This is a genomic window from Oscillibacter valericigenes (assembly GCF_021531915.1).
Lineage (GTDB): Bacteria > Bacillota > Clostridia > Oscillospirales > Oscillospiraceae > Oscillibacter > Oscillibacter valericigenes_A.
Window position 1 is genome coordinate 282,238 of record NZ_JAFBIV010000002.1, and the last position, 23,615, is coordinate 305,852.

Sequence of the window (23,615 nt, forward strand, 5' to 3'; positions counted from 1 at the left end):
AAAGGCTTCCTTTCCTGTCTGGTATCTTATTTCAGGTCCATGACCACGTTTTCCGGGGTCAGCAGGTCGTCCTCCGCGATCCAGTCCGCCACGGGGACAGTCTCAAACTCCGTCTCTGTGCGGCGGATGACCACCTTTTCCAGTCCCGCGTTGATGACCATGCGGCGGCACATGAGACAGGAAGTGGCGTCGGCCAGCAGTTCTCCCGTCCGAGCATCCCGGCCCACCAGATAGATGGTGCCGCCCACCATGTCCCGCCGGGAGGCGGAGATGATGGCGTTGGCCTCGGCGTGGACGCTGCGGCACAGCTCATACCGCTCTCCTCTGGGGACCTTCATGGCCTCCCGGGAGCAGTAGCCCATATCCACGCAGTTGGCCCGGCCCCGGGGGGCGCCGTTGTAGCCGGTGGAGATGATCTCGTCGTTCTTCACGATGATGGCGCCGTAGACCCGGCGCAGGCAGGTGGCCCGCTCCAGCACGGTCTCGGCGATATCCAGATAGTAATTTTCCTTACTGATGCGCTCCATACACATTCCTCTCTCTGTATGACGTTTGTATCAGGCCCAGGGATTCCGGACCAGGGCGCCGCCGGACACCTGCAGTCCCGCCCGGACAGCGATCATCTCCGCCGCCACGGACACCGCGATCTCCGCCGGAGTCTCCGCCCCGATGGCAAGGCCGATGGGGGCGTGGACCCGGCTGTATTCCTCCGCCGTAAAGCCCGCCTCCAGCAGCCGGTCCCGGCAGATGGACAGCTTCTTCCGGGAGCCGATGCAGCCGATGTACCGGGCGCCGCTGCGGAGCGTCTTGGTCAGCACCTCATAATCCGCCTGGTGGCCCCGGGTCATGATGACCACGTAGTCGTCCGCCGTCACAGTCACATGATTCTCCAGTTCCTCAAAGGGGCCGCAGAAGGTCTCCTCCGCGCCGGGGAACAGAGCCGGGTCCGTGAACTCCGGCCGGTCATCGTAGACCACCGGGCGGAAGCCCAGGGGGACCAGGGCCCGGACCAGGGCCTGGGACACATGGCCGCCGCCGAAGAGATACACCCGGCCTGCTTTCACCACAGGCAGGGCGAACCAGCCGTCCCGCCAGACCGCCTTGTTCTGCAGCAGGTCCTCCGGGAATGGTCTCTCATCATGGAATCCGGCGCGGCCCGCCAGGGCCATGAAGGTGACTGTCTCGCCCTCCAGCCGCCGCACCAGCCAGCGGTCCGTATTCTGGCGGCAGGCTTCCAGCAGGTCCCGCAGCAGGGTCAGGACCGTTTCATCCGCCGGGGACAGATACTGGAAATGGAGGGTCACATCGCCGCCGCAGACCATGCCCAGGCTGGCAACGTCTCCCTGCACAAAGCGGAAATGCCGCAGGGCGTTCTCTCCCCGGGCCGCTAGTTCTTTGGCGAGATTGGTGGCTTCAAATTCCACGTTGCCGCCGCCCACGGTGCCCGTGGCGGTACCGTCCGCGAAGACCGCCAGCATTGCGCCGGCTCCGCGAGGTGTGGAGCCGCTGGCCTCCACCACGCTGACCAGTTCCGCGGCAGTGCCGTTCTCCAACTTTCGCAGGAGCTTTTCGATCAAATCACCCATGGGCAGTCCTCCTTTTTGGTATTGTAATATTGTAACACAGAATCCCGGCAGTGGAAAGTGGGTTTTCACATTCTTGCCGGTCAACAAATATTGCTTTCTTCGGAAATTTTCACAGTTTTTTGAAGAATCTGCCCCTGCCGTATCGTATCATGGATATCAGCCGGTGAAAGGAGGTGGCGGTGTGCCGTGGGTGTCATGACAAAGGACCAGTTTTCGGACCTGGTGGTCCGGTATGAGCGGCTGGTCTATACCATCTGCTTTCAGCTGGTGCGGGATACCGCCGCGGCGGAGGACCTGACTCAGGAGACCTTCCTCTCCGCCTACCTCCACCGGGAGTCCATCCCAAAAGGCTATGAGCGGCAGTGGCTGGGCCGCATCGCCGCCAACAAGGCCAAGGACCACTTGCAAAGCGCCTGGAACCGGCGGACCGTCCTGCCGGGAGATGAGGGGATGCCCCCGAGCCTGTCGCCGCCCACCGAGGAGCTGGTGCTGGAACGGGCCGGGGCCGACGCCATCCGGGCGGCTATCGGAGAACTAAAGGAGCCCTACCGGCCGGTGTGCCGACTGTGCCTGCTGGAGGAAAAGTCCCCGGAGGAAGCCGCCCTGGCACTGGGCAGGCCGGTGAAGACCATCCATACGCAGCTGGCCAGAGGAAAACGGCTGCTGCGGGAACGCTTGGAAAGGAGTGAGACACATGGACATCTTTCGACATGACGGACACCTGACGGACCAGGCACTGGCGGCACTGGCAGCCGGGGAGCCGCTGGACGAGACCGCCCGCCTGGAAATCGCGGAGCATCTGGCCTTCTGCGACCTGTGTCTCCAGCGGTACACGGACGCCTTGGCAGGCATGGAGCTGCTGACACCGGAGCAAAGCTGCCGGGAAAGCCTGTGGCGGCGCATCCGGGCCCGGGCGGCACGGCTGTTCCTAAACCGGTACGCCACAGCGGCGGCCGCGGTGGCTCTGGCCCTGACCGTGCTGTGGGGCAGCGCCGGTGTAACGCTGCCGGAGGGGCTCCCTCTGCCCGAGCGGCCCCTCCTGCCGGAGGACCGGCCTACGGTCTCCGATGGGCTGCGGAAGTGGAACGAGTCCCTAGACAGCGCCATCTCCGGGGTGAACGAATTTTTTGACGGGCTGGGCCGGATGGCTTCGCCTGTCCAGGGAGGTAAGTGAACCATGAAACGCAAACACGGACTTTTGTTGTTTATCGCAGCCTGCATCCCGGGCTGCGGAGAGATGTACCAGGGGTATATGAAACGGGGCATCTCCATCCTGACGGCCTTCTGCGCCATTTTTGCCCTGGCGGTCTTTCTGGAGATCGGCGCCCTGGCGGTGCTGATGCTGCCGGTGTGGCTGTTCTCCTTCTTTGACAGCTACAACCTGCGGGGCCAGACCGACGCCCAGGCGGAGACCAATCCCGATGCGTACCTGTTCGGTCTCAGCGACATGGACAGCCAGCGGATGAGCGACCTGCTGCGCAAGCGCCACAGCCTGGTGGGCTGGGTGCTGGTGCTGCTGGGCGTCTACATTCTGTTCGATACCTTTGTCGGCCGCCTGATGCAGCTGCTGTGCGAATGGATGGGGCAATGGTGGCTGTACGATGTTGTCATGCGGGATATGCCGCGGATGGTCGTGACGATCTTCATCATCGCCCTGGGCATTTGGTTCATCCGTGGGCCGAAGAAGGCCAAGGCAGAGGATATTCCGGCTTTCACGCCGCCTGCGGCGGAAGCGACGCAGGCGGAACCCGCTGGCGGAGATGCCGGGGAAGCGGAGACCGCAGCGGCGGAGCAGGAGGACGGCCATGGAGACGAATGAGCGGCAGCGCCGGGTGGGGACCTTCACCCTGGGCTTTGTATTGGTGATCTCCGCGGGCTGATGCTGGTGTCCATGTTCTGGCCGCAGCTGGATTGGGCATGGGCGCTGAAGTGCTCGCCTCTCATCCTCATTGGCCTAGGTGTGGAAACGCTGCTGGCCGCAAAGGGCGGCGGGAAAGTCAAATACGACTGGGTGGGCATGGTGCTGTGCTTCGTGCTGGTGTGCGCGGCACTGTGCCTGTACGGTATGGCGTGGTGGATGATGTATGGGTGGGAATATGGCCTGTGATCCCCCTCATCCGGCGCTTCGCGTCACCTTCCCCCCTGTGTGGGGAAGGCTGAATCACAAAAAAGGCGGACTGCGGTTTGCAGTCCACCTTTTTTATTTCGCCTGCCGCATGGACAGGCTGATGCGCTTTTTCTTCTCGTCCACTTCCAGGACCACCACCTTCACCACGTCGCCCACGGAGACCACCTCCGAGGGGTGCTTGATGAATTTGTCGGCCACCTGGGAAATGTGGACCAGGCCGTCCTGGTGGACGCCGATGTCCACGAACACACCGAAGTCGATGACGTTGCGGACGGTGCCCGTCAGTGTCATGCCGGGCTTCAGATCCTTCATCTCCAGCACGTCGGTGCGGAGGATGGGCTGGGGCAGGTCATCCCGGATGTCCCGGCCCGGCTTCAGCAGCTCGGACACCACGTCCCGCAGGGTGGGCACGCCCACGCCGATGGCTTCGGCAGCCTTTTCCTCGCCGTAGGCTTTCACCTGGACGGGCAGGTCCGCCAGCTTTCCGGCCTTCACGTCCGCCAGGGTGTGGCCCGTCAGCTCCAGGAGCTGCTTGGCGGCGTCATAGCTCTCCGGGTGGACGGCGGTGTTGTCCAGCACGGACTTGCTCTCCGGCACCCGCAGGAAGCCCGCGCACTGCTGGAATGCCTTGGGCCCCAGCTTGGGCACCTTTTTCAGCTGGGCGCGGGAGGTAAAGGCGCCGTTCTCCTCTCGGTAGGCCACCACGTTTTTGGCGGTGGTGCCGTTGAGGCCTGAGACCCGCTGCAGCAGGGACGGGGAGGCCGTGTTCACGTCCACACCCACGGCGTTGACGCAGTCCTCCACCACGCCGTTCAGGGCTTCGTCCAGCCGCTTGGGGGGCATGTCGTGCTGGTACTGGCCCACGCCGATGGCCTTGGGGTCGATCTTCACCAGCTCCGCCAGAGGGTCCTGGAGCCGCCGGGCGATGGAGACCGCTGACCGGAGGTTCACGTCATACTGGGGGAACTCCTCCGCCGCCAGCTTGGATGCAGAGTAGACAGAGGCGCCCGCCTCGGAGACGATCATATAGCTGACATGGGCGCCAGTCTCATTCACCTGGCGGATCAGCTCCACCGCCATCTGCTCCGTCTCCCGGCTGGCGGTGCCGTTGCCGATGGCAATGTGCTCTATTTTGTATTTTTTGATCAATTTACTGAGCAAATCGATGGCTTCCCGCTTCTGCCGCTCGCCGTAGGTGGGATACACCACGGCGGTGTCCAGCACCTTTCCGGTGCCGTCCACTACCGCCACCTTGCAGCCCATGCGGTAGCCCGGGTCCAGGCCCATGGTGACCTTGCCCTTGACGGGAGGCTGCATCAGCAGAGGCCGCAGGTTCAATGCGAACTGGCCGATGGCGCCCTCGCAGGCGGCGTCCGTTAGGGCGGAGCGGGCCTCCCGCTCCAGGGAGGGGAACAGCAGGCGGTCATAGGCGTCCTCGGCGGCGGCCTTGACGAACTCCATGGCTCGGCTTCCGGGGATGACCACATGGCGGCGGACGGTCCGCAGGGCCAGCTCCCGGTCCAGCTCGATGGAGACCTTCAGCTTTTCCTCCTTCTCGCCCCGGTTGATGGCCAGGATCTGGTGGCCCTGGAGCCGGGAGAGGGACTGGGAGAAGTCGTAGTACAGGCGGTAGACGGTGTCCTCTTCCACAGCGGCGGCGCTGTGGAGCACGCCGTTTTTCATCAGCAGCTCCCGCAGCTTTTTCCGTAGGTCCGCGTCGTCGGAGATCTGCTCGGCGATGATGTCGGAAGCGCCTGCCAGAGCGTCCTCCGCCGTCTCCACGCCCTTCTCCGGGTCGATATATTTGGCGGCCTCAGTCAGCGGGTCGGGACAATCGGGTGTCTGGGCAAACAGCAGCTCCGCCAGAGGGGCCAGGCCCTTTTCACGGGCCACGGTGGCGCGGGTGCGGCGCTTCTGCTTGTAGGGGCGGTACAGGTCCTCCACCTCCGCCAGGGTCTGGGCGGCGTCGATGGCTGCCGCCAGCTCCTCCGTCAGCTTGCCCTGCTCCTCGATGGATTTTTTCACGGTCTCCCGCCGCTCCTGCAGGCCCCGGAGGTAGTTCAGCCGCTCCTCCAGAGTGCGGAGGGAGGTGTCGTCCATGGCGCCGTGGAGCTCCTTGCGGTAGCGGGCGATGAAGGGGATGGTGTTGCCCTCGTCCAACAGCCGGACCACGTTTTCTACGTGCTGCGGCTGCTTGTCCAGTTCCTTTGCCAGTTGTTCAATCATGGGGTCCATAAATGCTTCCTTTCCCAAGGAAAAAACAGGGCGGGGGCCATGCCCTTGCCCTGCTTTTTCTTTACTTGTGATACAGCTTCTTGGTCTCGTATTTCGGTTCGCAGCTGACGTGGATGCCCAGCTTCTTCAGCAGCTTCTCGTCCACCTCGCTGAGGACCACCGTGAAGTGGGCGTCGCAGCCACGGAGCTTGGGCAGCTGCTGCTGGGCCAGCTCCGCCAGGGGGTTGGTCAGGGCGGAGATGGTCAGGGCCATCAGCACCTCATCCGTGTGGAGGCGGGGGTTCCGGTGGCCCAGATACCGGGTCTTGAGGTTGCAGACCGGCTCCAGCACCTGGGAAGAGATCAGCTCGAACTGGTCCGCGATGCCGCCCATGGCCTTCAGGGCGTTCAGCAGCAGGGCCGAGGCGGCGCCCAGAGTATCGGAGGTCTTTCCCGTGACCACCCGGCCGTCGGGCAGCACCATGGCGCCGGCGGGGCCGCCGGTGGCCTCGGCCTTCACCAGGGCGGCGGACACGGCGGGGCAGATCTCCGGGGTCACGTCCGCCTGCTGCATCACCAGCTCCAGCTTCCGCACCGGCTCGTCATCGCACTTGCCCTGGAGCTTCTCCACGCAGGCGGTGTAGTACCGCCGCAAAATCTCCATGCGGGAGGCGGCGCAGCAGACATCGTCGTCCACGATGCAGTTTCCCGCCATGTTAACGCCCATGTCCGTGGGAGATTTATAGGGGGATTCTCCCTGAATTTTCTTGAAAATAGCGTTGAGCACCGGGAAGATCTCCACGTCCCGGTTGTAGTTGACGGCGGTCTTGCCGTAGGCCTCCAGGTGGAAGGGGTCGATCATGTTCACGTCGTCCAGGTCCGCCGTGGCGGCCTCATAGGCCAGGTTCACCGGGTGCTTCAGAGGCAGGTTCCAGATGGGGAAGGTCTCGAACTTGGCGTAGCCGGAGGAGATGCCCCGCTTGTAATCGTGATAGAGCTGGCTCAGACAGGTGGCCATCTTGCCGCTGCCGGGGCCGGGGGCCGTCACCACCACCAGGGAATGGGTGGTCTCGATGTAGTCATTCTTGCCCAGACCCTCGTCGCTGACGATGTGCTTCACGTCGGAGGGATAGCCGGCGATGGGATAGTGGCGGTAGCAACGGATGCCCAGGGCGGTGAGCCGCTTCAAAAAGGCGTCCGCCGCTGGCTGGCTGTTGTATCGGGTCAGCACCACGCTGCCCACAAACAGGTCCAGTGAGCGGAAAATGTCGATGAGCCGCAGGACATCCTCGTCATAGGTGATGCCCAGGTCACCCCGGACCTTGTTTTTCTCAATGTCCGCCGCGTTGATGGCGACGACGATCTCCACATCATCCTTCAGCTGCTGCAGCATCCGGATCTTGCTGTCCGGCTCGAAGCCCGGCAGCACCCGGGAGGCGTGGAAGTCGTCAAACAGCTTGCCGCCGAACTCCAGATACAGCTTGCCGCCGAACTGGGCAATGCGGCGCTTGATCTGCTCCGACTGGGTGGTGAGGTACTTTTGGTTGTCAAATCCAATGGCTGCCATAGAAAAGCTCCCCTTCTCTCTTTCTTTCGGAAGCAGTATACCACAGCTTGTCTTGTTTGGAAAGCGGAAAGATCAAAGAAAAAGGTCGACCTATTAGAGAAATTTATCATGGATATTACAAGTTTGTTCTTTACTTATAAGAATTCTCCCGATATAATGTTTTAGGTTGGGGTTTTATGGCCCCATGACAAATGTAAACTAAAACCGGGAGGTTTTTTGATTATGTCGAATTGCGCCATCGTAGGCATCAACTGGGGCGACGAGGGCAAGGGCCGCATGGTGGACCTGCTCACCAGCGATTATGACGTGGTCGTCCGCTATCAGGGCGGCGGCAACGCCGGTCACACCGTCGTCAACGAAAAGGGCAAATTTGCCCTGCACCTGCTGCCCTCCGGCATTTTCCGGGACGGCGTGGTGAACGTTCTGGGCAACGGCGTGGCTCTGGACTGCGAGAACCTGTGGACTGAGATGCAGGACGTGATCTCCAAGGGCGTGGCCATCACTCCCGAGAATCTGAAGATCAGCGACCGGGCTTCTCTGCTGCTGCCCTGGCACCGGGACCTGGACGGCCTGGAGGAGGCCCGTCTGGCGGACAAGAAGTACGGCTCCACCAAGCAGGGCATTGCGCCTTTCTATTCTGACAAGTACCAGAAGAAGACCGTCATGGCCGGCGAGCTGCTGTACCCCGAGAAGCTGTGGGATCATCTGGAGGGCATTCTGGAGTGGAAGAACCTGACCCTGGAGCGGGTCTACGGCGCCAAGCCCTATACCATGGATGACCTGAAGGCCTGGGTGGCCGACTTCGGCGAGAAGATCAAGCCCTTCATCTGCGACACCGGCGCTTTCCTGCGCCAGGCCAACAAGGAGGGCAAGAGCATCCTGTTCGAGGCCCAGTTGGGCTCTCTCCGGGACCTGGACTACGGCATCTATCCCATGACCACCTCCTCCAACCCCATCGCCGCCTATGCCCCCGTCGGCTCCGGCTATCCTGAGGCCAAGATCGACAAGGTGGTGGGCGTGGTGAAGGCCTACTCCTCCTGTGTGGGCGAGGGTCCCTTCACCTGCGAGTGGTTCGGCGAGGAGGCTGAGAAGCTCCGTGAGGCCGGCGGTGAGTACGGCGCCAAGACCGGACGGCCCCGTCGGGTGGGCCCCATTGACATTGTGGCCACCCGCTACGGCATCCAGTGCCAGGGCGCTACCGACATCGCCCTGACCAAGCTGGACGTGCTGAGCTATCTGGATGAGATCCCCATCTGCGCCCGCTATGAGCTGAACGGCGAAGAGATCGACTATTTCCCCTTCCCTGCCGTTCTGCCTGACGCCAAGCCCGTCATGATGGCCATGCCCGGCTGGAAGTGCGACATCTCCGGCGTCCGCAAGTGGGAGGACCTGCCCGAGGCCGCCCGGAACTATGTGGAGTATGTGGAGCAGCAGATCGGCTGCCGGATTACTTACGTGTCCGTCGGCCCTGAGCGCGATTCCATCATCATCAGATAACCCCTTAGGAGGGGAGCAGGCTCCCCTCCTAACCACCCCACCACCAGTGACATCGGTCACTGGTGAACGCCGCCCCCGGCGGCTAAGTCAACGTATTTTCGCCACGTACAGAAGGTGAATTGCCGCAAAGCGGCAAGAGAGGCCGCCCTGGGGCGCGCCGCGGCGAAAATGATTTCAATCTTTTTTCGCCTCCGGCGAAAATTCTGTGAAACCAAAGGAGGCGCCTTTAGGCGCCTTCTTACTTTTAAAACGAAGAAAGGTTGACCTTGTATGTCCAAAGACCGTTACGAGTCCCCTCTGGCGTCCCGGTACGCCTCTCAGTTCATGCTGCACCTGTTTTCCGCCGATATGCGCATCCAGACCTGGCGCCGCCTGTGGGTGGCCCTGGCCCGGGCGGAGCACAACTTAGGACTCCCCATTACCGCCGAACAGGTGGCGGAGCTGGAAGCCCATCTGACCGACATTGATTACGACATGGCCGCTGCGAGAGAGAAGGAAGTCCGTCACGACGTCATGGCCCATGTGTACACCTATGGCAAGGTGGCCCCCTCTGCCGCCGGTATCATCCATCTGGGCGCCACGTCCTGCTACGTCACCGACAACGCCGACCTCATCATCTACCGGGAGGGCCTTCGGTATCTGCGGGGCGAGCTGATTGCCGTGCTGGCCAACCTCGCCAAGTTTGCCGAGCAGTACAAGGCCACCCCCACCCTGGGCTACACCCACTATCAGCCTGCTCAGCTGGTCACCGTGGGCAAGCGGGCCACCCTGTGGATGCAGGACCTGCTGGCCGACCTGGAGGAGCTGGACTTCGTGCTGGATAATATGAAGTTCCTGGGCTGCCGCGGCACCACCGGCACCGAGGCCAGCTTCATGGACCTGTTCGAGGGCGACGGAGCCAAGATCGACGAGATGAACCGCCAGATCTCCGCCGAGTTCGGCTTCGACAAGTGCTTCCCCGTCTGCGGCCAGACCTATCCCCGGAAGGTGGACAGCCGCATCCTGAACTGCCTCAGCTCCATTGCCCAGAGCTGCTACCGCATGGCAAACGACATCCGCCTGCTGCAGCATGACCGGCAGGTGGAGGAGCCCTTCGAAAAGAACCAGATCGGCTCCAGCGCCATGGCCTACAAGCGCAACCCCATGCGCTCCGAGCGCATCTGCTCCCTGAGCCGCTACCTGATGGCCGACGCCATGAACGCCCCCATGACCGCTTCCGTCCAGTGGCTGGAGCGGACTCTGGATGACTCCGCCAACCGCCGTATCTCCATGCCGGAGGGCTTCCTCTGCGCCGACGCCATCCTGCGTCTGGCCCAGAACGTCACCGACGGCCTGCACGTGAATGAAAAGGTCGTGGATGCCACCGTGCGGGAGTATCTGCCCTTCATTGCCACCGAGAATCTGATGATGGAGGCCGTGAAGCGGGGCGGCAACCGCCAGGAGCTTCACGAGATCATCCGCACCTGCTCCATGGCCGCCACGGCCAAGATGAAGGAGGGCGAGAAGTGCGACCTGCTGAGCCGTCTGGCCGCCGAGCCCGCCTTCGGCATGACCGAGGCGGAGATGGAGGCCGTCCTGACCCCCAGCGCCTACATCGGCCGCTGCCCGGACCAGGTGGACGCCTTCCTGGCCCAGGTGAAGCCCTTGCTGAGCCAGGCCAGCGAGGAAAAGCCCGAGATCAACCTGTAATATATTTTCCCCAGCCGGGGCCGCTGACGCGGCCCCGGCTTTTGCATTTCCGTTCCCGGTTCCGCATACCTTATTTATATCAGAAGAGGAGGGGACAAGGGATGCTGAACGCCGTCAACGAATTGCTGTGGGGCCCCGGGACCCTGGCGCTGCTGCTGGGGACCGGGGTATTTTTGACGCTGCGGATGGGGCTGCTGCCCTGGCGGCGGCTGGGCTTTGCCCTGCGCTCCGCCCTGGGCCGGGAGGCCCGACAGGCGGGGCATGACGGCGTGTCCCCCTTTTCCGCCCTGATGACGGCTCTTGCCGCCAGCATCGGCACCGGGAACATCGTGGGCGTCGCCACGGCGCTGGTGGCGGGAGGACCGGGGGCGCTGGTGTGGATGGAGCTGTCGGCCCTGTTCGGCATGGCGACCATTTTTTCCGAGAGCCTGCTGGCGGTGCGGTACCGGCGGCGGGACCGCCAGGGCCAGTGGGTGGGCGGGCCCATGTATGTGCTGGAAGCCGCTTTCGGACGGCGGGCCGGCGGGGCGCTGGGCACGGTGTTTGCCCTGTTCGCCGTGGGGGCGTCCCTGGGCATCGGCAGCATGACCCAGTCCAACTCCATCGCGGGAGCGCTGAACAGCGCCTTTGGCCTGCCCGTGTGGACGGTGGGCGCGGTGACAGCAGCGCTGGCGCTGGCAATTATCTTAGGCGGTATCCGCAGTATCTCCAAAGTAGCCGCCGCCCTGGTCCCGGTGATGGGAGCCATCTATCTGGCAGCGGGGCTGGCGGTGATCGTCGGCAATTGGGAGAGTCTCCCCGGCAGCGTGGCGGACATCTTCCGGTGTGCCTTTTCGCCCCGGGCGGCGGCAGGCGGCGCCGCCGGGTGGCTGACCGCCGCCCGGTGGGGCGTGGCGAGGGGCGTGTTCTCCAACGAGGCGGGGCTAGGCTCCGCGGGCATCGCCGCCTCGGCGGTGGACCGCGCCGACCCGGTGCGGCAGGGGTACATCAGCATGACCGGGGCTTTTTTTGACACCATCGTCATCTGCACCGTCACCGGCCTTGCCATCTGCTGCTCCGGGGTACTGGGGACTGTGGACAGCGCCGGACTGCCGGTGGACGGGGCGGCGCTGACCATCCTGGCCTTTCAGACGGTGCTGGGCCCCTGGGGCGCCCGGTTCGTGTCCCTGTCCATCGTGCTGTTCGCCTTTGCCACCATCGTGGGCTGGGAATATCAGGGAGAAGTGACATTTACTTATCTCTCCCGGGGCCGGGGGCGGCTGCTGTACCGGGTGGTCTATGCCCTGGCGGCCTTTCTGGGGGCGGGCCTGGAGCTGGGAACCGTATTCGCCTTTGCCGACATCTGCAACGCTCTCATGTGCGGGCCCAATCTGCTGTGCCTTGCGGCTATGAGCGGGGAGGCCTGCCGGGCTATCCGGGAAAAGCCCGGGAAAAAGCTGTGAATTTTTTGTGATTTGGTTGCATTTTCCCATTTTCGTGGTATCATAAGTGCTGTTCATGAATTTTTGTGAAAAGGACTTGATACCATGACGAAAATCGACATTATCTCCGGCTTCCTGGGTGCCGGTAAGACCACCCTCATCAAGAAGCTGCTGGCTGAGGCCTTCCCCGGCGAGAAACTGGTCCTCATTGAGAATGAGTTCGGCGAGATCAGCATCGACGGCGGCTTTCTGAAGGAATCCGGCGTCCAGATCAGCGAGATGTCCTCCGGCTGCATCTGCTGCTCCCTGGTGGGCGACTTCAACAAGGCCCTGAAGGAAGTGGCGGACCAGTTCCACCCCGACCGCATCCTGATCGAACCCTCCGGCGTGGGCAAGCTCAGCGATGTCATCGTGGCGGTGGAGAACACCGTGGCGGATGTACCCGAGCTGAAGCTCAACAGCTTCGTCACCGTGGCGGACGCCACCAAGGTGAAGGTCTACATGAAGAACTTCGGCGAGTTCTACAACAACCAGATTGAATCCGCCGGCACCATCGTCCTCTCCCGGACCCAGAAGCTGACCCAGGAGAAGCTGGAGGCTGCCGTTGCCCTGCTGCGGGAGAAGAACCCCGACGCCGCCATTCTGACTACCCCCTGGGATGAACTGGACGGCAAGGTGATCCTCTCCGCCATGGAGAAGGTGTCCCTGGCCGACGAGCTGCTGGAGAAGATGCGGAAGGAGCACGAGGCCGAGGAGGCCGAGCATGCCCACCACCATCATCACCACGACCACGAGGAGCATGAGCACCATCATCATGACCATGATGAGGACGAGTGCGACGATTCCGACTGCGAGTGCCATCACCATCACCATGACCATGACCACGAGGAGCATGAACACCATCACGAGCATCACCATCATCACGACCATGACCACGAACATGAACATGAGCATCATCACCATGACCATGATGAGGACGAGTGCGACGATCCCAACTGCTCCTGCCACCATCACCATCATCACCACGCCAACGAAGTGTTCACCTCCTGGGGAAAGGAGACCCCCAAGGTCTTTGCCCAGGCTGACATTGCGCGCATCCTGACTGCTTTGGACTCCGGCGAATACGGCAAGATCCTGCGGGCCAAGGGCATCGTGAACGGCCAGGACGGTGCCTGGATCGAATTCGACTACGTCCCCGAGGAGCACGAGGTCCGGGCGGGCCATCCCGACTACACCGGCCGCCTGTGCGTCATCGGCGCGGAGCTGAAAGAGGACAAGCTGGCCGAGCTCTTTGGTCTCTAATACCAGGAAGGGAACGAACGTTACAATGGCTGATATTCCTGTTTATCTGGTCGCCGGCTTTCTGGACGGCGGCAAGACCAATTTCATCAACGGCATCCTGGAGGACGGCTTCGCCCGCCAGGACCGGACTCTGCTGATCTGCTGCGAGGAGGGCGAGGAGGAGTACAACCCCAAGGCCCTGGACAACGTCACCGTGGTCACGGTGGAGGACGAGGAGGACCTGAAGTGCTCCCAGCTCAAGGCCTGGGAGAAGCAGTATAAGCCCAAGCAGGTCCTCATTGAGTACAACGGCATGTGGCAGATGGAGCGGCTATACCGGGAGGTGCTGCCCGCCAACTGGGTGCTGTACCAGATCATGACCTTCGTCCAGGCCTCCACCTTTGAGATGTACGCCAAGAACATGGGCCAGCTGATGATGGAGAAGATCACCAACGCGGACCTGCTGGTGTTCAACCGCTGCACGGAGGAGCTGAAAGCCACCCTGCGGAGCCGGAACCTGCGGATGGTGAACCGCCGGGCGGACATCTTCCTGGAGATGACAGACGGCACCAGCGAGGACTACAACAACGACGACACCTGTCCCTTTGACCTGGAGCAGGAGCTCATCGACATCCCCGACGACGACTTCGGCGTGTGGTATGTGGACGTCATGGACCACCCGGACCGCTGGGCCGGGAAGACGGTCCACATGAAGCTCATCATGTGCCACTCCAAGAAGTACCCCGGCATCCACTGCCCCGGCCGCTTCGCCATGGTGTGCTGCGAGAACGACGTGCAGTTCCTGGGGCTCATTGCCAAGGGCCGGGATCTGAACCAGTACCAGAACCGGGACTGGATCGAGGTCACCGCCCGCATGGCCGTGGAGAACCACGAGGCCTATCAGGGCAAGGGCCCGGTGATGCACGTCATCTCCATCGGCCCCTGCGAGAAGCCCGCCCAGGAGGTCGTCACCTTCTGATAAAAGGGGGACAGGCCCTCTTTTTCGATACGTTTCGTATAAAAGTAGTCAAAAACTCCCCTTCGTTGTCAAACGAAGGGGAGTTTTTTTCAGGGTTTTTCGATGGCCGAGTCTTCTATGCGGTCTTTGGGCAGGGGCTGGCCGTCTTGATCCAGCAGTTCCAGCTTGTGGGAAACAATATCCGCCATGTCCGGCAGGACAAACAGGTCCAGCACCCGGCCGTTTTCGATGGGGCAGGTGTAGGTGATGCCGCTGTTCTGGAATGTGTAATACGCCGCCTCCGGCGGCAGGTCCCCGCCACAGAGGACGATGACCGCTTCCCGGGGATTGCCGGGGCGTGGTCCCTTTTTCCGGTCAAATCTTGCTTTTTTTACGAAAAATCATATAATAGATATCAGACTGTCGATAAACCCGGAAAACTTGCGCGACGGGAAGGAAGATCGTTACGAAAGACTGCGCCCGCAGGCGCGATTCGGAGCGCAACCGGGCAAAGCCCGGCTCTTAGCGCGGAGATAACCCAGGAAGGGTGTCTCAAGGTGAATTGCCGCGCAGCGGCAATAGAGGGTGGCCTGGGCCATTCGTTTTCAATCATAAGTTTTTCTGAACTTGAAAAGTTCAGAAAAACTTGCAGCAGCTTGTCGAAAAGACGTTTTCGACAAGCTGCTATTATGGATTATGAAAGAAAGGACCTGTCGGTTTGAATACTTCCAAACGTCTTCACAAAGTTCGCCTGCCCCTGTGGGCCACGCTGTTGGCGGCGGTGCTGCTGGCGGGCTGCATCACCCTGCTTGCCCTGTGGTGCCAGCCCAACGCTCTGCGGGTGGTGTTGGCCCATTTTAAGGCGCAGCCGGTGCTGATCGTGCTGAACGCTCTGCCCGTTGGCCTGCTGCTGCTGGTGTTCACCTGCCTGTTCCGCAATGTGTTTTTCGGCGGGGCCCTGGTGAACTTCACGATCTGCGCCCTGTCCATCGCCAACCGCATCAAGATCGAGGTGCGGGACGAGCCGGTATTTCCCCGGGACCTGGGGCTTTTGAAGGAAGTGGGCAGCGCCATGCACAGCTACGACATCCACTTCCCCTGGACAGCCATTGCCATGGTGGTCGTGACCACGCTGCTTCTGGTGGTCCTTGGCATATTTGTGGGCTGCAAGCCCTTTCCCATTGCTAAACTCCGTGGGTGGCTGGGCAGCCTTCTGGGTGCCGCCGCCAGCCTTGCCGTGCTGGTGGGGCTGGTCTTCACGGTCTACGCCTCCAACGACCTGTACAACTCCTTCCGGGTGTCCAACGCCTACTACGTCCCCGCCGTGTTCAACGAGCTGGGGTTCCCCTACTGCTTTACCCACCACTTTACCACCTATCCCGTGGACAAGCCCCATGGCTTCAGCAAGGCCCAGGCGGAAGCCTGGGAGAATGGCTCTGCTGCGGGGGGACAGGGCAAGGCGGTGAACGTCATCATGGTGATGAACGAGGCCTTCTCCGACATCTCCGACCACGATGCCTTTGCCTATGATGAGGCCAATGATCCGCTGCCCAATCTCCATGCGATGCAGGCGGACCCCCACGCCCTTACCGGCCATGTGGTGGTCCCGGGATTCGCCGGAGGCACCGCCAACACGGAATTTGACGTACTGACGGGCATCCAGACCAACGCCTTGTCTGCCACCACCACTTCCGCCTTGCGGGTGGTGAACCGGGACCTGGACAGCCTATTCCGGATCTACGGCGCCGACGGCTACCGCACCTCCTTCTTCCATCCCGGGGACGACTGGTTCTATAACCGGGAGAACGTCTACCGCTGGCTGGGGGCGGAGGAGACCGTCTTTGCCGACCAGATGGCTGACCGGGAGTATAAGGGCCGCTGGGTCACCGACGACTATATGGCGGACCTGATTGAGCAGGAATTTGAGGAAACAATGGCCGCCGGTAAAAACCTGTTCCACTACACCACTACCATCCAGAACCACATGTCCTATACGGCGGACAAGTACGGCGAGGGGTATACCTACCCGGCGGTGCCGCTGAAGGTCTCCGTGTCGGACCAGGTGCGGACCATGCTGGAGGTCTATATGGAGGGCGCCCGGGACGCCGACGCCATGCTGGGCCGTCTGCGGGACTACTTCGCAGAGCGCAGTGAGCCGGTGGTGCTGGTGTTCTTCGGAGACCATCTGCCCTATCTGGGGGACAACCAGCTGGGCTACCGGGAGCTGGGCTTTACGGAGGAAGCCAACTGGTCCGAGCTGAGTTCCTACGAGACCCCCTATGTGATCTGGGCCAACGACGCAGCGGCGGAGACGCTGGACTGGAAGAATACAGTGGTCGGTCTGGACTTGCAGGAGAAGGTCTCCGCCAGCTTCCTGGGCGCTGCCGTGGTGGAGCTGACGGGCCGGGAGACGGCCTGGTCCGCCTTCCTGAACAGCCTGCGGCGGGAGGTTCCCGTGGTGCAGAAGGAGGCGTATCTGCTGGCGGACGGCACCGTCACCGGGACGCCGGAGCAATCGCTGGCGGACGACCTTCTGCAATGGCGCCAGTGGAGCTATTACAAGCTGAAATATCAGGAGTTTGAAGGATGAAAAGCAAGCAGATGGCCCTGTGCGGGCTGCTGACCGCCCTGGCGGTGGTCCTGATGATCCTGGCGGGCGCAGTGGGCATCGGCACCTTTGCGGGGCCGGTGCTGGCTATGGCAGCGCTGCTGCCGGTACTGGAGGAATATGGCCCCAAGGCGGCGGCCTTGACCTACGCCGCAGCGGCCATTCTGGCTCTGCTGCTGGTGCCGGAGCCAGAGCTGGCCATGGTATACGCCGCCTTCGGCTGGTATCCCATCCTGCGGCCCCGACTGAACAGATGGCTCCCCTCCCGGCCCCTGCGGGTGCTGGTAAAGCTGGCTCTTTGTACAGCGGTCATCCTGCTGCTGTATGGCGTGCTGCTGCGGCTGCTGGGCATGACGGCGGACCTGCTGGGAGCGTCAAAACTGTTCAATTTGACGCTGCTGATGATGGGAGTTGTGATCTTCCTGCTGACGGACCGGGCGCTGGAGCGGCTGGAGGTGCTGTGGCACCGAAAGCTGCGGAAACGGTTCTTTCGCTAGCACCCCCCTTTTATTGCATACAGCTTCGCAGTATGATATGATGACTTTGACAAATCAGAATGAGGATGTATATCCCTATGCCATTCGAGTCTGAAGTCCTCCCATTGTTTATTGGAGGCGTGTGCATTGTAAGCTTATTGGAGCTTGTGATCGGGTGCGCGCTGTGAAAAGGTGAAAAAGGTGCCAGAAGATGTTGGATTGGGCACGTTGCCAGCATGGCCATTGCAATGGTGTTTCTGATTCGCTGCATCTTTGGAAGCAGACTGGGTATTGATGTCACGCGCGCATACGGAGATGCATCTCCATGGAACTCTGTCAATATCGGCTTGTTTGGCGTATGCTGGACCTTGAGTGTAGGTTTTCTTTTGGCTGTCATTGGCAGCAAGGTCAAAAAGTCATAACAAAGAGGAAATGGAAACAAAAAATTCCTGTCTGGAATCCAGACAGGAATTTTTCTATTCATTTTCGTGAAAATGCTTCCAGACCGCCTCCGCCGTATTCCGGGGCACCACGGCGGCCAGGGTGTCCACATCCGCCTCCTTGATGGCCTTGATGGTGCCGAAATGCTTCCGCAGCTCCTCCCGGCGCTTGGGCCCCAGGCTGGGGATACCGTCCAAAGCGGACTTCATGGTGCTTTTTGTGTGGCTCTCGTGGTGGTAGGTAATGGCGAAGCGGTGGGTCTCCTCCTGGATCTGGCCGATCAGGGAGAACACCGCCTGATTGTTGACGATGCCGATCTCCCGGCCCTCCGGTGTCACCAGAGCACGGGTGCGGTGGCGGTCGTCCTTCACCATGCCGAAGATGGGGACGGACACGCCGAATTCCTCTGCCACCGCCAGGGCGGCCCGGGCGTGGGTCTCGCCGCCGTCAATGAGAAACACATCCGGCAGGGGCAGGAATTTCTCGTCCCCGTCCGCCGCCCGCTGGAGCCTGCGGCGCAGGACCTCCTGCATGGAGGCGTAGTCATCGGGGTGGCCCGCCAGTTCCTTGATGCGGAAGCGGCGATAGGCGGATTTCAGGGGCCGGGTGCCGCTGTACACCACCATGGACGCCACGATGTCGCTCTTACCGGTGTTGGAGATGTCGAAGGACTCCATGCGCCCGGGCGGGGCCGGCAGGTCCAGCAGCTTGCCCAGCACCTCCAGGGTGTGGGCCACACGCTCCTGGGCGGTGGTGGCACGCTCCGCCTCCTCGGCGGCGTTGCGCTGGGCCATGGTTTGCAGGTCCGCCTTTTCCCCCCGCTGGGGAACGTGGACCCAGACCTTGCGGCCCGCCCGCTTGGTCAGGACCTGAGACAGGTCCTCACAATAGCCCTCCGCTGCAAAGGGAAGCAGAATTTCATGGGGCAGAATGGCCCGGGGCAGGTAATACTGGGCCGTCAGGGAGGAGAGCATCTCCTCCTCCGTTTCCTCCATGGGTGCGGCGAACAGCTCCGTCTCCCGGCCCGCCAGATTGCCGTTTTCCATGTGGAGAATGGCGTAGCAGCACTTGCCGGCCCCCCGGTACAATCCCCAGATATCCGTGTCGGCGCAGAGACCGGCAATGACCGTCTGCTTTTTGGAAAGCGCGGCGATGGCGTTGATACGGTCCCGGAGCTGGGCCGCCTGCTCGAACCGCAGGGCCTCGGCCTCGGCCTCCATCTCGGCGGTCATCTCCCGCAGGAGCTGCTTCGACTTGCCCTCCAATAACTGGCAGGCCTGCTGGATACGGCGGTTATACTCCTCCGCCGTCATGTCAGGACGGCAGAAGCCATCGCACCGGCCCATGTGGAAATTCAGGCAGGGCCGCTCCGCACCGATGTCCCGGGGGAATTTTCGGCTGCAGGTAGGCAGCCGCAGGGCCGTCAGTACTGCGTCCAGAGCCTGACGGGTCTCGAACCGGCCGCCGAAGGGGCCGAAGTACCGGGCACTGTCATTGGCAGCCCGGTTCGTCATGGTGAACCGGGGGTAGGTCTCCCGGGACAGGCGGACGAAGGGGTAGCCCTTGTCATCCTTCAGCAGGATGTTGTACCGGGGCATATGGCGCTTGATCAGGGAGTTTTCCAGCACCAGGGCCTCAAACTCGCTGGAGACGAAGATGGTATCAAAGTGGTCCACCTGGCTCACCATCTGCCGGGTCTTGGCGGTATGGGAGGCGCTGTCCTGGAAATACTGGCTGACCCGGTTTTTCAGTTTTTTCGCCTTGCCCACATAGATGACCTTGCCGCTCTTGTCCATCATCAGATAGACGCCCGGCAGCAGGGGCAGGTCGTTGGCTTTGGCCTTCAGCTCCTCACGGGTCATACGTATCCCTCCTTCCCATAGCATGTCCCGAAACAAAGAAGCGGCTCCGATGGAGCCGCTTCCCAGGGTCTGTATCCTGTGTTATTCGCCGAAGTTGTCGTTCACCAGCTCCACCAGAGCGGCGACAGCTTCCTTTTCGTCAGTGCCGTCGGCAATCAGGGTGATGGTGGTGCCCTTCACGATGCCCAGGGACAGCACGCCCAGCAGGCTCTTGGCATTGACACGGCGGTCTTCCTTTTCGACCCAGATGCCGCTCTTGAACTCGTTGGCCTTCTGGATGAAGAAGGTGGCAGGTCTGGCGTGCAGGCCCACTTCGTTGTTAACAGTAATTTCCTGAGTATACATGATACAGCTCTCCTTTTCTATACCAAGTCGATTTGAAGCAGCTTCGCATAGCAAGTCATTTTCTGATACCATCATAATACCCGCTTTTCGCCACCGCGTCAACGGTGATTTTCACAAATGTTTCCGGAAATCAACCGTTTGAAAAAAAGGCTTTTTGGTGGTTTAGACCACTTTTGTCCTGTTATCTAAAAAAACAGGCCTCTTTTTTCATAAAAATGTCCCGCCGCAAAAGCGGCAGGACATTTTTAGGCGCCTTTTCTCTCAATAATTCTGGGCCTTCACCTGGAAATAGGCCTGGGGATGAGCGCAGACGGGGCAGACGGCGGGAGCGCTCTCGGCGATCTCCACATGGCCGCAGTTGCGGCAGAACCACATGACCTTCTCGCCCTTCTGGAAGACCTCGCCCTTCTTCAGGTTGTCCAGCAGCTTCAGATACCGTTCCTCATGGGTCTTTTCGATCTTGGCCACGCCTTCAAACTGGGCGGCCAGGGCCAGGAAGCCCTCCTCCTCGGCGGTGCGGGCCATGTCGGCGTACATTTTGGTCCACTCCTCGTTCTCGCCGGCAGCGGCAGCTACCAGGTTCTCCATGGTGGAGCCAATGCCGTTCAGGGCCTTGAACCACAGCTTGGCGTGCTCCTTCTCGTTGAGCGCCGTCTCCTGGAAGATGGCCGCGATCTGCTCGTAGCCCTCCTTCTTGGCCTTGCTGGCAAAATAGTCATACTTGTTGCGGGCCTGGGATTCGCCGGCAAAGGCGATCCACAGATTGGCCTCGGTCTTGCTTCCTTTCAGTTCCATAAAAATTCCCCTTTCAAAATTTGATCATTTACCCGCGCAGGCGGGACAGATCCCTGTAAATGTCAGGCTGTGACCGGTGATGGTCCAGCCCCCGGCCATGGCCGCGCGGTCCAGCGCCGCGTCATAGGGCAGGCCCCCGTCCGCCACCTGGCCGCAGTTGGCGCAGCACAGGTGGGTGTGGGGCACCAGCACAGCGTCAAACCGGGCCACAGGACCATCCAACTGTGCCAGCCGTCCCTCTGCCGCCATCTGCTGGAGATTGCGGTACACCGTGCCCAGGCTCAACTTGGGCAGCTCCGGTCGGAGTATGTCATAGACCATCTGTGCCGTGGGATGCTCCCGGGAGTCCCGGACCGCCTGATAGATGCGCTCCCGCTGCCGCGAATACCGCTGTTCTTTCATAGCCGGCTCCTTAACAATAATGATTACTAATATTAGTATATCAGAGATTTTTGAAAATGCAAGTCTTTTTTCAAGTTTTTTCAAATGTTTTTTTGCGTGATTTTGATCCTTTCGGAGATAATACCCTCAGTGGACCATTTGGGTATCGCGCACGGATCATCGTGCAAAGGAGGAAAGACTTTGAAAAGATGCTTTGCGCTTTTGCTGGTGGCCCTGCTGCTGGTCTCTTCCCTGACCGCCTGCGGGCGGAACAACGGGAACGGCAACAACCAGAACGGCAGCAATACTACCGCCGGCGAAAACACCACCGGTAACAACGGCACAACCGCTCCCAACAACGGGAACGGAGCTACCAACAACGACACCGCCAATAACAGCAACGGGACCACGAATAACGGGACCAACAACGGTGCCAACACCAATGACGGTCTGCTGAACGACACCGGCGATGTCCTGGAGGACATCGGGAACGGTGCCGGAGAGGCTCTGCAGGACACCGGCCGGGCACTGACCGGCAACAACGGCACCGCCAACCGCAACGGCATGTATTGATGCCCCGCCAACAAACAACAGGACTTCGGCAATTGCTGAGGTCCTGTTGTTTTTTTGCGGGAATCCTGTATAATCAAAAGCAGAAAACAACAGAGGGAGGCTCCTCCATGCCACAGGAATTTTCCATGAACGTGATTGCCCGCATCCACAGCGATTTTGCCACCAAGTTCGGCGTTCCCCGCCAGAGCGGGCTGGTGGACGCCCTGGAAGCCACCATCGTGTTTGAACCGGAATACCGGAACCCAGACGCCCTGCGGGGACTGGAGGGCTTTTCCCACCTGTGGCTGGTGTGGGTTTTCGACCAGGCAGTGCGGAAGGAGTGGTCTCCCACGGTCCGTCCGCCCCGGCTGGGAGGCAACGTGCGCATGGGCGTCTTTGCCACCCGCTCTCCCTTCCGGCCCAACCCCATTGCCCTTTCCTGTGTGAAGCTAGCGGGCATCGAACAGACAGCGGACCGGGGAACGGTGCTGCGGGTCCGGGGTGCGGACCTGATGGACGGCACGCCGATCCTGGACATCAAGCCCTACATCCCTTACGCCGACAGCCATCCGGAGGCCCTGGGAGGCTTTGCCGCCGCTCCGGCGGGAGAAACGCTGGAGGTCATCATTCCCCCGGAGCTGCTGGAGCGTGTTCCGGCAGACCGGCGGGAGGCTCTGCGGGGCGTGCTGGCCCAGGACCCCCGGCCTCACTATCAGAATGACCCGGAGCGGGTATATGGCTTTGGATTTGCCGGGATGGAGGTCAGGTTCTCCGTGGACGGAACACGGCTGACGGTGCGGGAGATCTCTGCCGAGGGGTGAGGCGGAGGGTCCCCCGAACCGGGGGACGGGGGATGAACCCCCCATTTCTCTTTTTCGTGAAAAAGAGAAACGGGCCGTTCACGGTCCAAAGAGAAACCGGTTGGGCGGCTCAACCCGACACAGATGTGTCGGGTTGACCGCAATACGAGAGTTGTCGTGGCCGGTGCTTCCGAGATGCGGAAGTCTTCTGCCGGGTGCGCTATACATTGTAGCATAGCAGGCGTGCGCCGCCGCATTTGATGATTCCTCCGTGAACCGGGGTGGTAGACGTATGGGCCAGCGTCTCTTTCCGCTGCCGCTGCCCTGGAACACCCGGGTAGCACGCAGCGAAGCGGAACGCGCGGAAATAATCGCTGGTCAAATCCGATGACCACCCCCGAAAGCCGTGCCGCATTTCCAAATGCGGGGAAGCACCATCTCTGTTTCTCAAGACCAAAGCGCACCCGGTACAGACTCCCAAATTACCGCCGCATTGACCACAACAGCTCCCGTATTGGTCCAAACCTGCCCTTTGGTCAGGTTTGGACCCAAAAGCGTTTTCTTTTCCACCGCTGCGGCGGCGACTTTTCTTTGACGCTGTCAAAGAAAAGTGGGGGCCGCATTCCCCGTATCCCTTAGGGATACAAAAAGGACCTCCCCGATATCCGGGGAGGTCTTTTTTTCGCGTTTCTTACTTCGCGGCCTTGGCAGCCTTGATGGCCTCGATCAGCAGCGGGGTGACCTTGAACAGGTCGCCGCAGATGCCGTAGTCGGCGATCTCGAAGATGGGAGCGGTGTCGTTCTTGTTGACGGCGATAATGCACTCGGAGTCCTGCATACCGGCCTTGTGCTGGATGGCGCCGGAAATGCCCAGAGCGACATAGACCTTGGGATGGACGGTCTTGCCGGTCTGTCCAACCTGATGGTCGGCAGACAGCCAACCGGAGTCGATGGTGGCACGGGAGCCGCCCACGACGCCGCCCAGGACCTCAGCCAGCTCCTCAGCCAGCTTGA

23 protein-coding genes are annotated in these 23,615 nt (G+C 61.4%); 13 read left to right on the top strand and 10 right to left on the bottom strand.

What is annotated here, in order from left to right; translation table 11 throughout:
• Positions 1-26: 26 nt before the first annotated feature.
• Both JQM66_RS03065 and JQM66_RS03070 read right to left on the bottom strand, forming a co-directional pair.
• Entirely contained in the window at positions 27-527 is a 501-nt protein-coding gene (locus JQM66_RS03065; RefSeq protein ID WP_235228332.1) for a deoxycytidylate deaminase, read from the bottom strand.
• 30 nt (positions 528-557) lie between these two features.
• Complete coding sequence (locus JQM66_RS03070; protein ID WP_235228333.1) at positions 558-1,586, bottom strand: XdhC family protein; 1,029 nt, start codon at positions 1,584-1,586, stop codon at positions 558-560.
• Between the two features lie 195 nt (positions 1,587-1,781).
• On the opposite strand from JQM66_RS03070, the gene JQM66_RS03075 reads away from it, so the two are divergent.
• From JQM66_RS03075 to JQM66_RS03090, 4 genes are all read left to right on the top strand, one after another.
• Entirely contained in the window at positions 1,782-2,300 is a 519-nt protein-coding gene (locus tag JQM66_RS03075; protein ID WP_235228363.1) for an RNA polymerase sigma factor, read from the top strand.
• Positions 2,281-2,760: a hypothetical protein gene (locus tag JQM66_RS03080; protein ID WP_235228334.1), complete on the top strand. Its 480-nt coding sequence runs from the start codon at positions 2,281-2,283 to the stop codon at positions 2,758-2,760. Before JQM66_RS03075 ends, JQM66_RS03080 begins: the two co-directional genes overlap by 20 nt.
• Positions 2,761-2,763: 3 nt before the next feature.
• Complete coding sequence (locus JQM66_RS03085; protein ID WP_235228335.1) at positions 2,764-3,405, top strand: hypothetical protein; 642 nt, start codon at positions 2,764-2,766, stop codon at positions 3,403-3,405.
• Between the two features lie 72 nt (positions 3,406-3,477).
• Entirely contained in the window at positions 3,478-3,693 is a 216-nt protein-coding gene (locus JQM66_RS03090; RefSeq protein ID WP_235228336.1) for a hypothetical protein, read from the top strand.
• A 93-nt stretch (positions 3,694-3,786) separates the two neighbouring features.
• Here the strand turns inward: JQM66_RS03090 and JQM66_RS03095 are convergent, their stop codons facing one another.
• A complete protein-coding gene (locus JQM66_RS03095) occupies positions 3,787-5,949 on the bottom strand; it encodes a Tex family protein (RefSeq protein WP_235228337.1) in 2,163 nt (720 codons plus the stop codon).
• 61 nt (positions 5,950-6,010) lie between these two features.
• Positions 6,011-7,495 carry a DUF1846 domain-containing protein gene (locus JQM66_RS03100; protein WP_235228338.1) on the bottom strand — a complete coding sequence of 495 codons (1,485 nt, stop codon included), beginning with the start codon at positions 7,493-7,495 and terminating at the stop codon, positions 6,011-6,013.
• A gap of 222 nt (positions 7,496-7,717) precedes the next feature.
• On the opposite strand from JQM66_RS03100, the gene JQM66_RS03105 reads away from it, so the two are divergent.
• The 5 genes from JQM66_RS03105 to JQM66_RS03125 all read left to right on the top strand — a co-directional run bounded on the left by JQM66_RS03105 (position 7,718) and on the right by JQM66_RS03125 (position 14,362).
• Positions 7,718-8,992 (top strand): adenylosuccinate synthase, encoded by a 1,275-nt coding sequence (locus tag JQM66_RS03105; protein ID WP_235228339.1) that lies wholly within the window; start codon positions 7,718-7,720, stop codon positions 8,990-8,992.
• A gap of 270 nt (positions 8,993-9,262) precedes the next feature.
• Positions 9,263-10,681: an adenylosuccinate lyase gene (gene purB, locus JQM66_RS03110; protein WP_235228340.1), complete on the top strand. Its 1,419-nt coding sequence runs from the start codon at positions 9,263-9,265 to the stop codon at positions 10,679-10,681.
• A gap of 101 nt (positions 10,682-10,782) precedes the next feature.
• Positions 10,783-12,123, top strand: a complete 1,341-nt coding sequence (locus tag JQM66_RS03115; protein WP_235228341.1) for an alanine/glycine:cation symporter family protein — start codon at positions 10,783-10,785, stop codon at positions 12,121-12,123.
• 84 nt (positions 12,124-12,207) lie between these two features.
• The gene (locus JQM66_RS03120; protein ID WP_235228342.1) at positions 12,208-13,404 is read left to right on the top strand and encodes a CobW family GTP-binding protein; all 1,197 of its coding nucleotides are present in this window, start codon (positions 12,208-12,210) and stop codon (positions 13,402-13,404) included.
• Between the two features lie 25 nt (positions 13,405-13,429).
• Positions 13,430-14,362 carry a TIGR03943 family putative permease subunit gene (locus JQM66_RS03125; protein ID WP_235228343.1) on the top strand — a complete coding sequence of 311 codons (933 nt, stop codon included), beginning with the start codon at positions 13,430-13,432 and terminating at the stop codon, positions 14,360-14,362.
• An 89-nt stretch (positions 14,363-14,451) separates the two neighbouring features.
• Here JQM66_RS03125 and JQM66_RS12550 read toward each other — a convergent pair whose 3' ends face one another.
• A complete protein-coding gene (locus tag JQM66_RS12550; protein WP_268824290.1) occupies positions 14,452-14,577 on the bottom strand; it encodes a hypothetical protein in 126 nt (41 codons plus the stop codon).
• A gap of 482 nt (positions 14,578-15,059) precedes the next feature.
• Between JQM66_RS12550 and JQM66_RS03130 the strand changes: the two genes are divergently transcribed.
• Positions 15,060-16,931: an LTA synthase family protein gene (locus JQM66_RS03130; RefSeq protein ID WP_235228344.1), complete on the top strand. Its 1,872-nt coding sequence runs from the start codon at positions 15,060-15,062 to the stop codon at positions 16,929-16,931.
• Positions 16,928-17,446 carry a hypothetical protein gene (locus JQM66_RS03135; protein ID WP_235228345.1) on the top strand — a complete coding sequence of 173 codons (519 nt, stop codon included), beginning with the start codon at positions 16,928-16,930 and terminating at the stop codon, positions 17,444-17,446. The genes JQM66_RS03130 and JQM66_RS03135 overlap by 4 nt, the downstream gene beginning before the upstream one ends.
• 455 nt (positions 17,447-17,901) lie before the next feature.
• Here the strand turns inward: JQM66_RS03135 and uvrC are convergent, their stop codons facing one another.
• The 4 genes from uvrC to JQM66_RS03155 form a co-directional block, all read right to left on the bottom strand.
• On the bottom strand, positions 17,902-19,728 hold the full coding sequence (gene uvrC, locus JQM66_RS03140) for an excinuclease ABC subunit UvrC (protein WP_235228346.1): 1,827 nt from the start codon (positions 19,726-19,728) through the stop codon (positions 17,902-17,904).
• A gap of 81 nt (positions 19,729-19,809) precedes the next feature.
• On the bottom strand, positions 19,810-20,073 hold the full coding sequence (locus JQM66_RS03145) for an HPr family phosphocarrier protein (RefSeq protein ID WP_235228347.1): 264 nt from the start codon (positions 20,071-20,073) through the stop codon (positions 19,810-19,812).
• Positions 20,074-20,334: 261 nt separating this feature from the next.
• Positions 20,335-20,868, bottom strand: coding sequence for a rubrerythrin (gene rbr / locus JQM66_RS03150; protein WP_235228348.1), 534 nt, complete (start codon positions 20,866-20,868; stop codon positions 20,335-20,337).
• 24 nt (positions 20,869-20,892) lie between these two features.
• A complete protein-coding gene (locus tag JQM66_RS03155) occupies positions 20,893-21,270 on the bottom strand; it encodes a Fur family transcriptional regulator (protein ID WP_235228349.1) in 378 nt (125 codons plus the stop codon).
• 180 nt (positions 21,271-21,450) lie between these two features.
• Here JQM66_RS03155 and JQM66_RS03160 point away from each other — a divergent pair, with 180 nt between their 5' ends.
• Together JQM66_RS03160 and tsaA are read left to right on the top strand one after the other, a co-directional pair.
• A complete protein-coding gene (locus tag JQM66_RS03160; RefSeq protein ID WP_235228350.1) occupies positions 21,451-21,822 on the top strand; it encodes a hypothetical protein in 372 nt (123 codons plus the stop codon).
• A gap of 107 nt (positions 21,823-21,929) precedes the next feature.
• Positions 21,930-22,622 carry a tRNA (N6-threonylcarbamoyladenosine(37)-N6)-methyltransferase TrmO gene (gene tsaA, locus JQM66_RS03165; RefSeq protein ID WP_235228351.1) on the top strand — a complete coding sequence of 231 codons (693 nt, stop codon included), beginning with the start codon at positions 21,930-21,932 and terminating at the stop codon, positions 22,620-22,622.
• 670 nt (positions 22,623-23,292) lie between these two features.
• On the opposite strand, the gene JQM66_RS03170 is transcribed toward tsaA, so the two are convergent.
• Positions 23,293-23,615 (bottom strand): electron transfer flavoprotein subunit alpha/FixB family protein (locus JQM66_RS03170; protein WP_235228352.1); only part of this gene is annotated, 323 nt, incomplete at its 5' end.

What these genes read in the sequence shown, in the direction of transcription:
- JQM66_RS03155 (WP_235228349.1), bottom strand. Translation starts at nt 21,270, where the DNA reads ATGAAAGAACAGCGGTATTCGCGGCAGCGGGAGCGCATCTATCAGGCG.
- uvrC (WP_235228346.1), bottom strand. Translation starts at nt 19,728, where the DNA reads ATGACCCGTGAGGAGCTGAAGGCCAAAGCCAACGACCTGCCCCTGCTG.
- JQM66_RS03080 (WP_235228334.1), top strand. Translation starts at nt 2,281, where the DNA reads ATGGACATCTTTCGACATGACGGACACCTGACGGACCAGGCACTGGCG.
- JQM66_RS03065 (WP_235228332.1), bottom strand. Translation starts at nt 527, where the DNA reads ATGGAGCGCATCAGTAAGGAAAATTACTATCTGGATATCGCCGAGACC.
- rbr (WP_235228348.1), bottom strand. Translation starts at nt 20,868, where the DNA reads ATGGAACTGAAAGGAAGCAAGACCGAGGCCAATCTGTGGATCGCCTTT.
- JQM66_RS03145 (WP_235228347.1), bottom strand. Translation starts at nt 20,073, where the DNA reads ATGTATACTCAGGAAATTACTGTTAACAACGAAGTGGGCCTGCACGCC.
- JQM66_RS03085 (WP_235228335.1), top strand. Translation starts at nt 2,764, where the DNA reads ATGAAACGCAAACACGGACTTTTGTTGTTTATCGCAGCCTGCATCCCG.
- JQM66_RS03135 (WP_235228345.1), top strand. Translation starts at nt 16,928, where the DNA reads ATGAAAAGCAAGCAGATGGCCCTGTGCGGGCTGCTGACCGCCCTGGCG.
- JQM66_RS03115 (WP_235228341.1), top strand. Translation starts at nt 10,783, where the DNA reads ATGCTGAACGCCGTCAACGAATTGCTGTGGGGCCCCGGGACCCTGGCG.
- JQM66_RS03090 (WP_235228336.1), top strand. Translation starts at nt 3,478, where the DNA reads ATGTTCTGGCCGCAGCTGGATTGGGCATGGGCGCTGAAGTGCTCGCCT.
- JQM66_RS03100 (WP_235228338.1), bottom strand. Translation starts at nt 7,495, where the DNA reads ATGGCAGCCATTGGATTTGACAACCAAAAGTACCTCACCACCCAGTCG.
- JQM66_RS03120 (WP_235228342.1), top strand. Translation starts at nt 12,208, where the DNA reads ATGACGAAAATCGACATTATCTCCGGCTTCCTGGGTGCCGGTAAGACC.
- purB (WP_235228340.1), top strand. Translation starts at nt 9,263, where the DNA reads ATGTCCAAAGACCGTTACGAGTCCCCTCTGGCGTCCCGGTACGCCTCT.
- JQM66_RS03070 (WP_235228333.1), bottom strand. Translation starts at nt 1,586, where the DNA reads ATGGGTGATTTGATCGAAAAGCTCCTGCGAAAGTTGGAGAACGGCACT.
- tsaA (WP_235228351.1), top strand. Translation starts at nt 21,930, where the DNA reads ATGCCACAGGAATTTTCCATGAACGTGATTGCCCGCATCCACAGCGAT.
- JQM66_RS03075 (WP_235228363.1), top strand. Translation starts at nt 1,782, where the DNA reads ATGACAAAGGACCAGTTTTCGGACCTGGTGGTCCGGTATGAGCGGCTG.
- JQM66_RS03125 (WP_235228343.1), top strand. Translation starts at nt 13,430, where the DNA reads ATGGCTGATATTCCTGTTTATCTGGTCGCCGGCTTTCTGGACGGCGGC.
- JQM66_RS03095 (WP_235228337.1), bottom strand. Translation starts at nt 5,949, where the DNA reads ATGGACCCCATGATTGAACAACTGGCAAAGGAACTGGACAAGCAGCCG.
- JQM66_RS03105 (WP_235228339.1), top strand. Translation starts at nt 7,718, where the DNA reads ATGTCGAATTGCGCCATCGTAGGCATCAACTGGGGCGACGAGGGCAAG.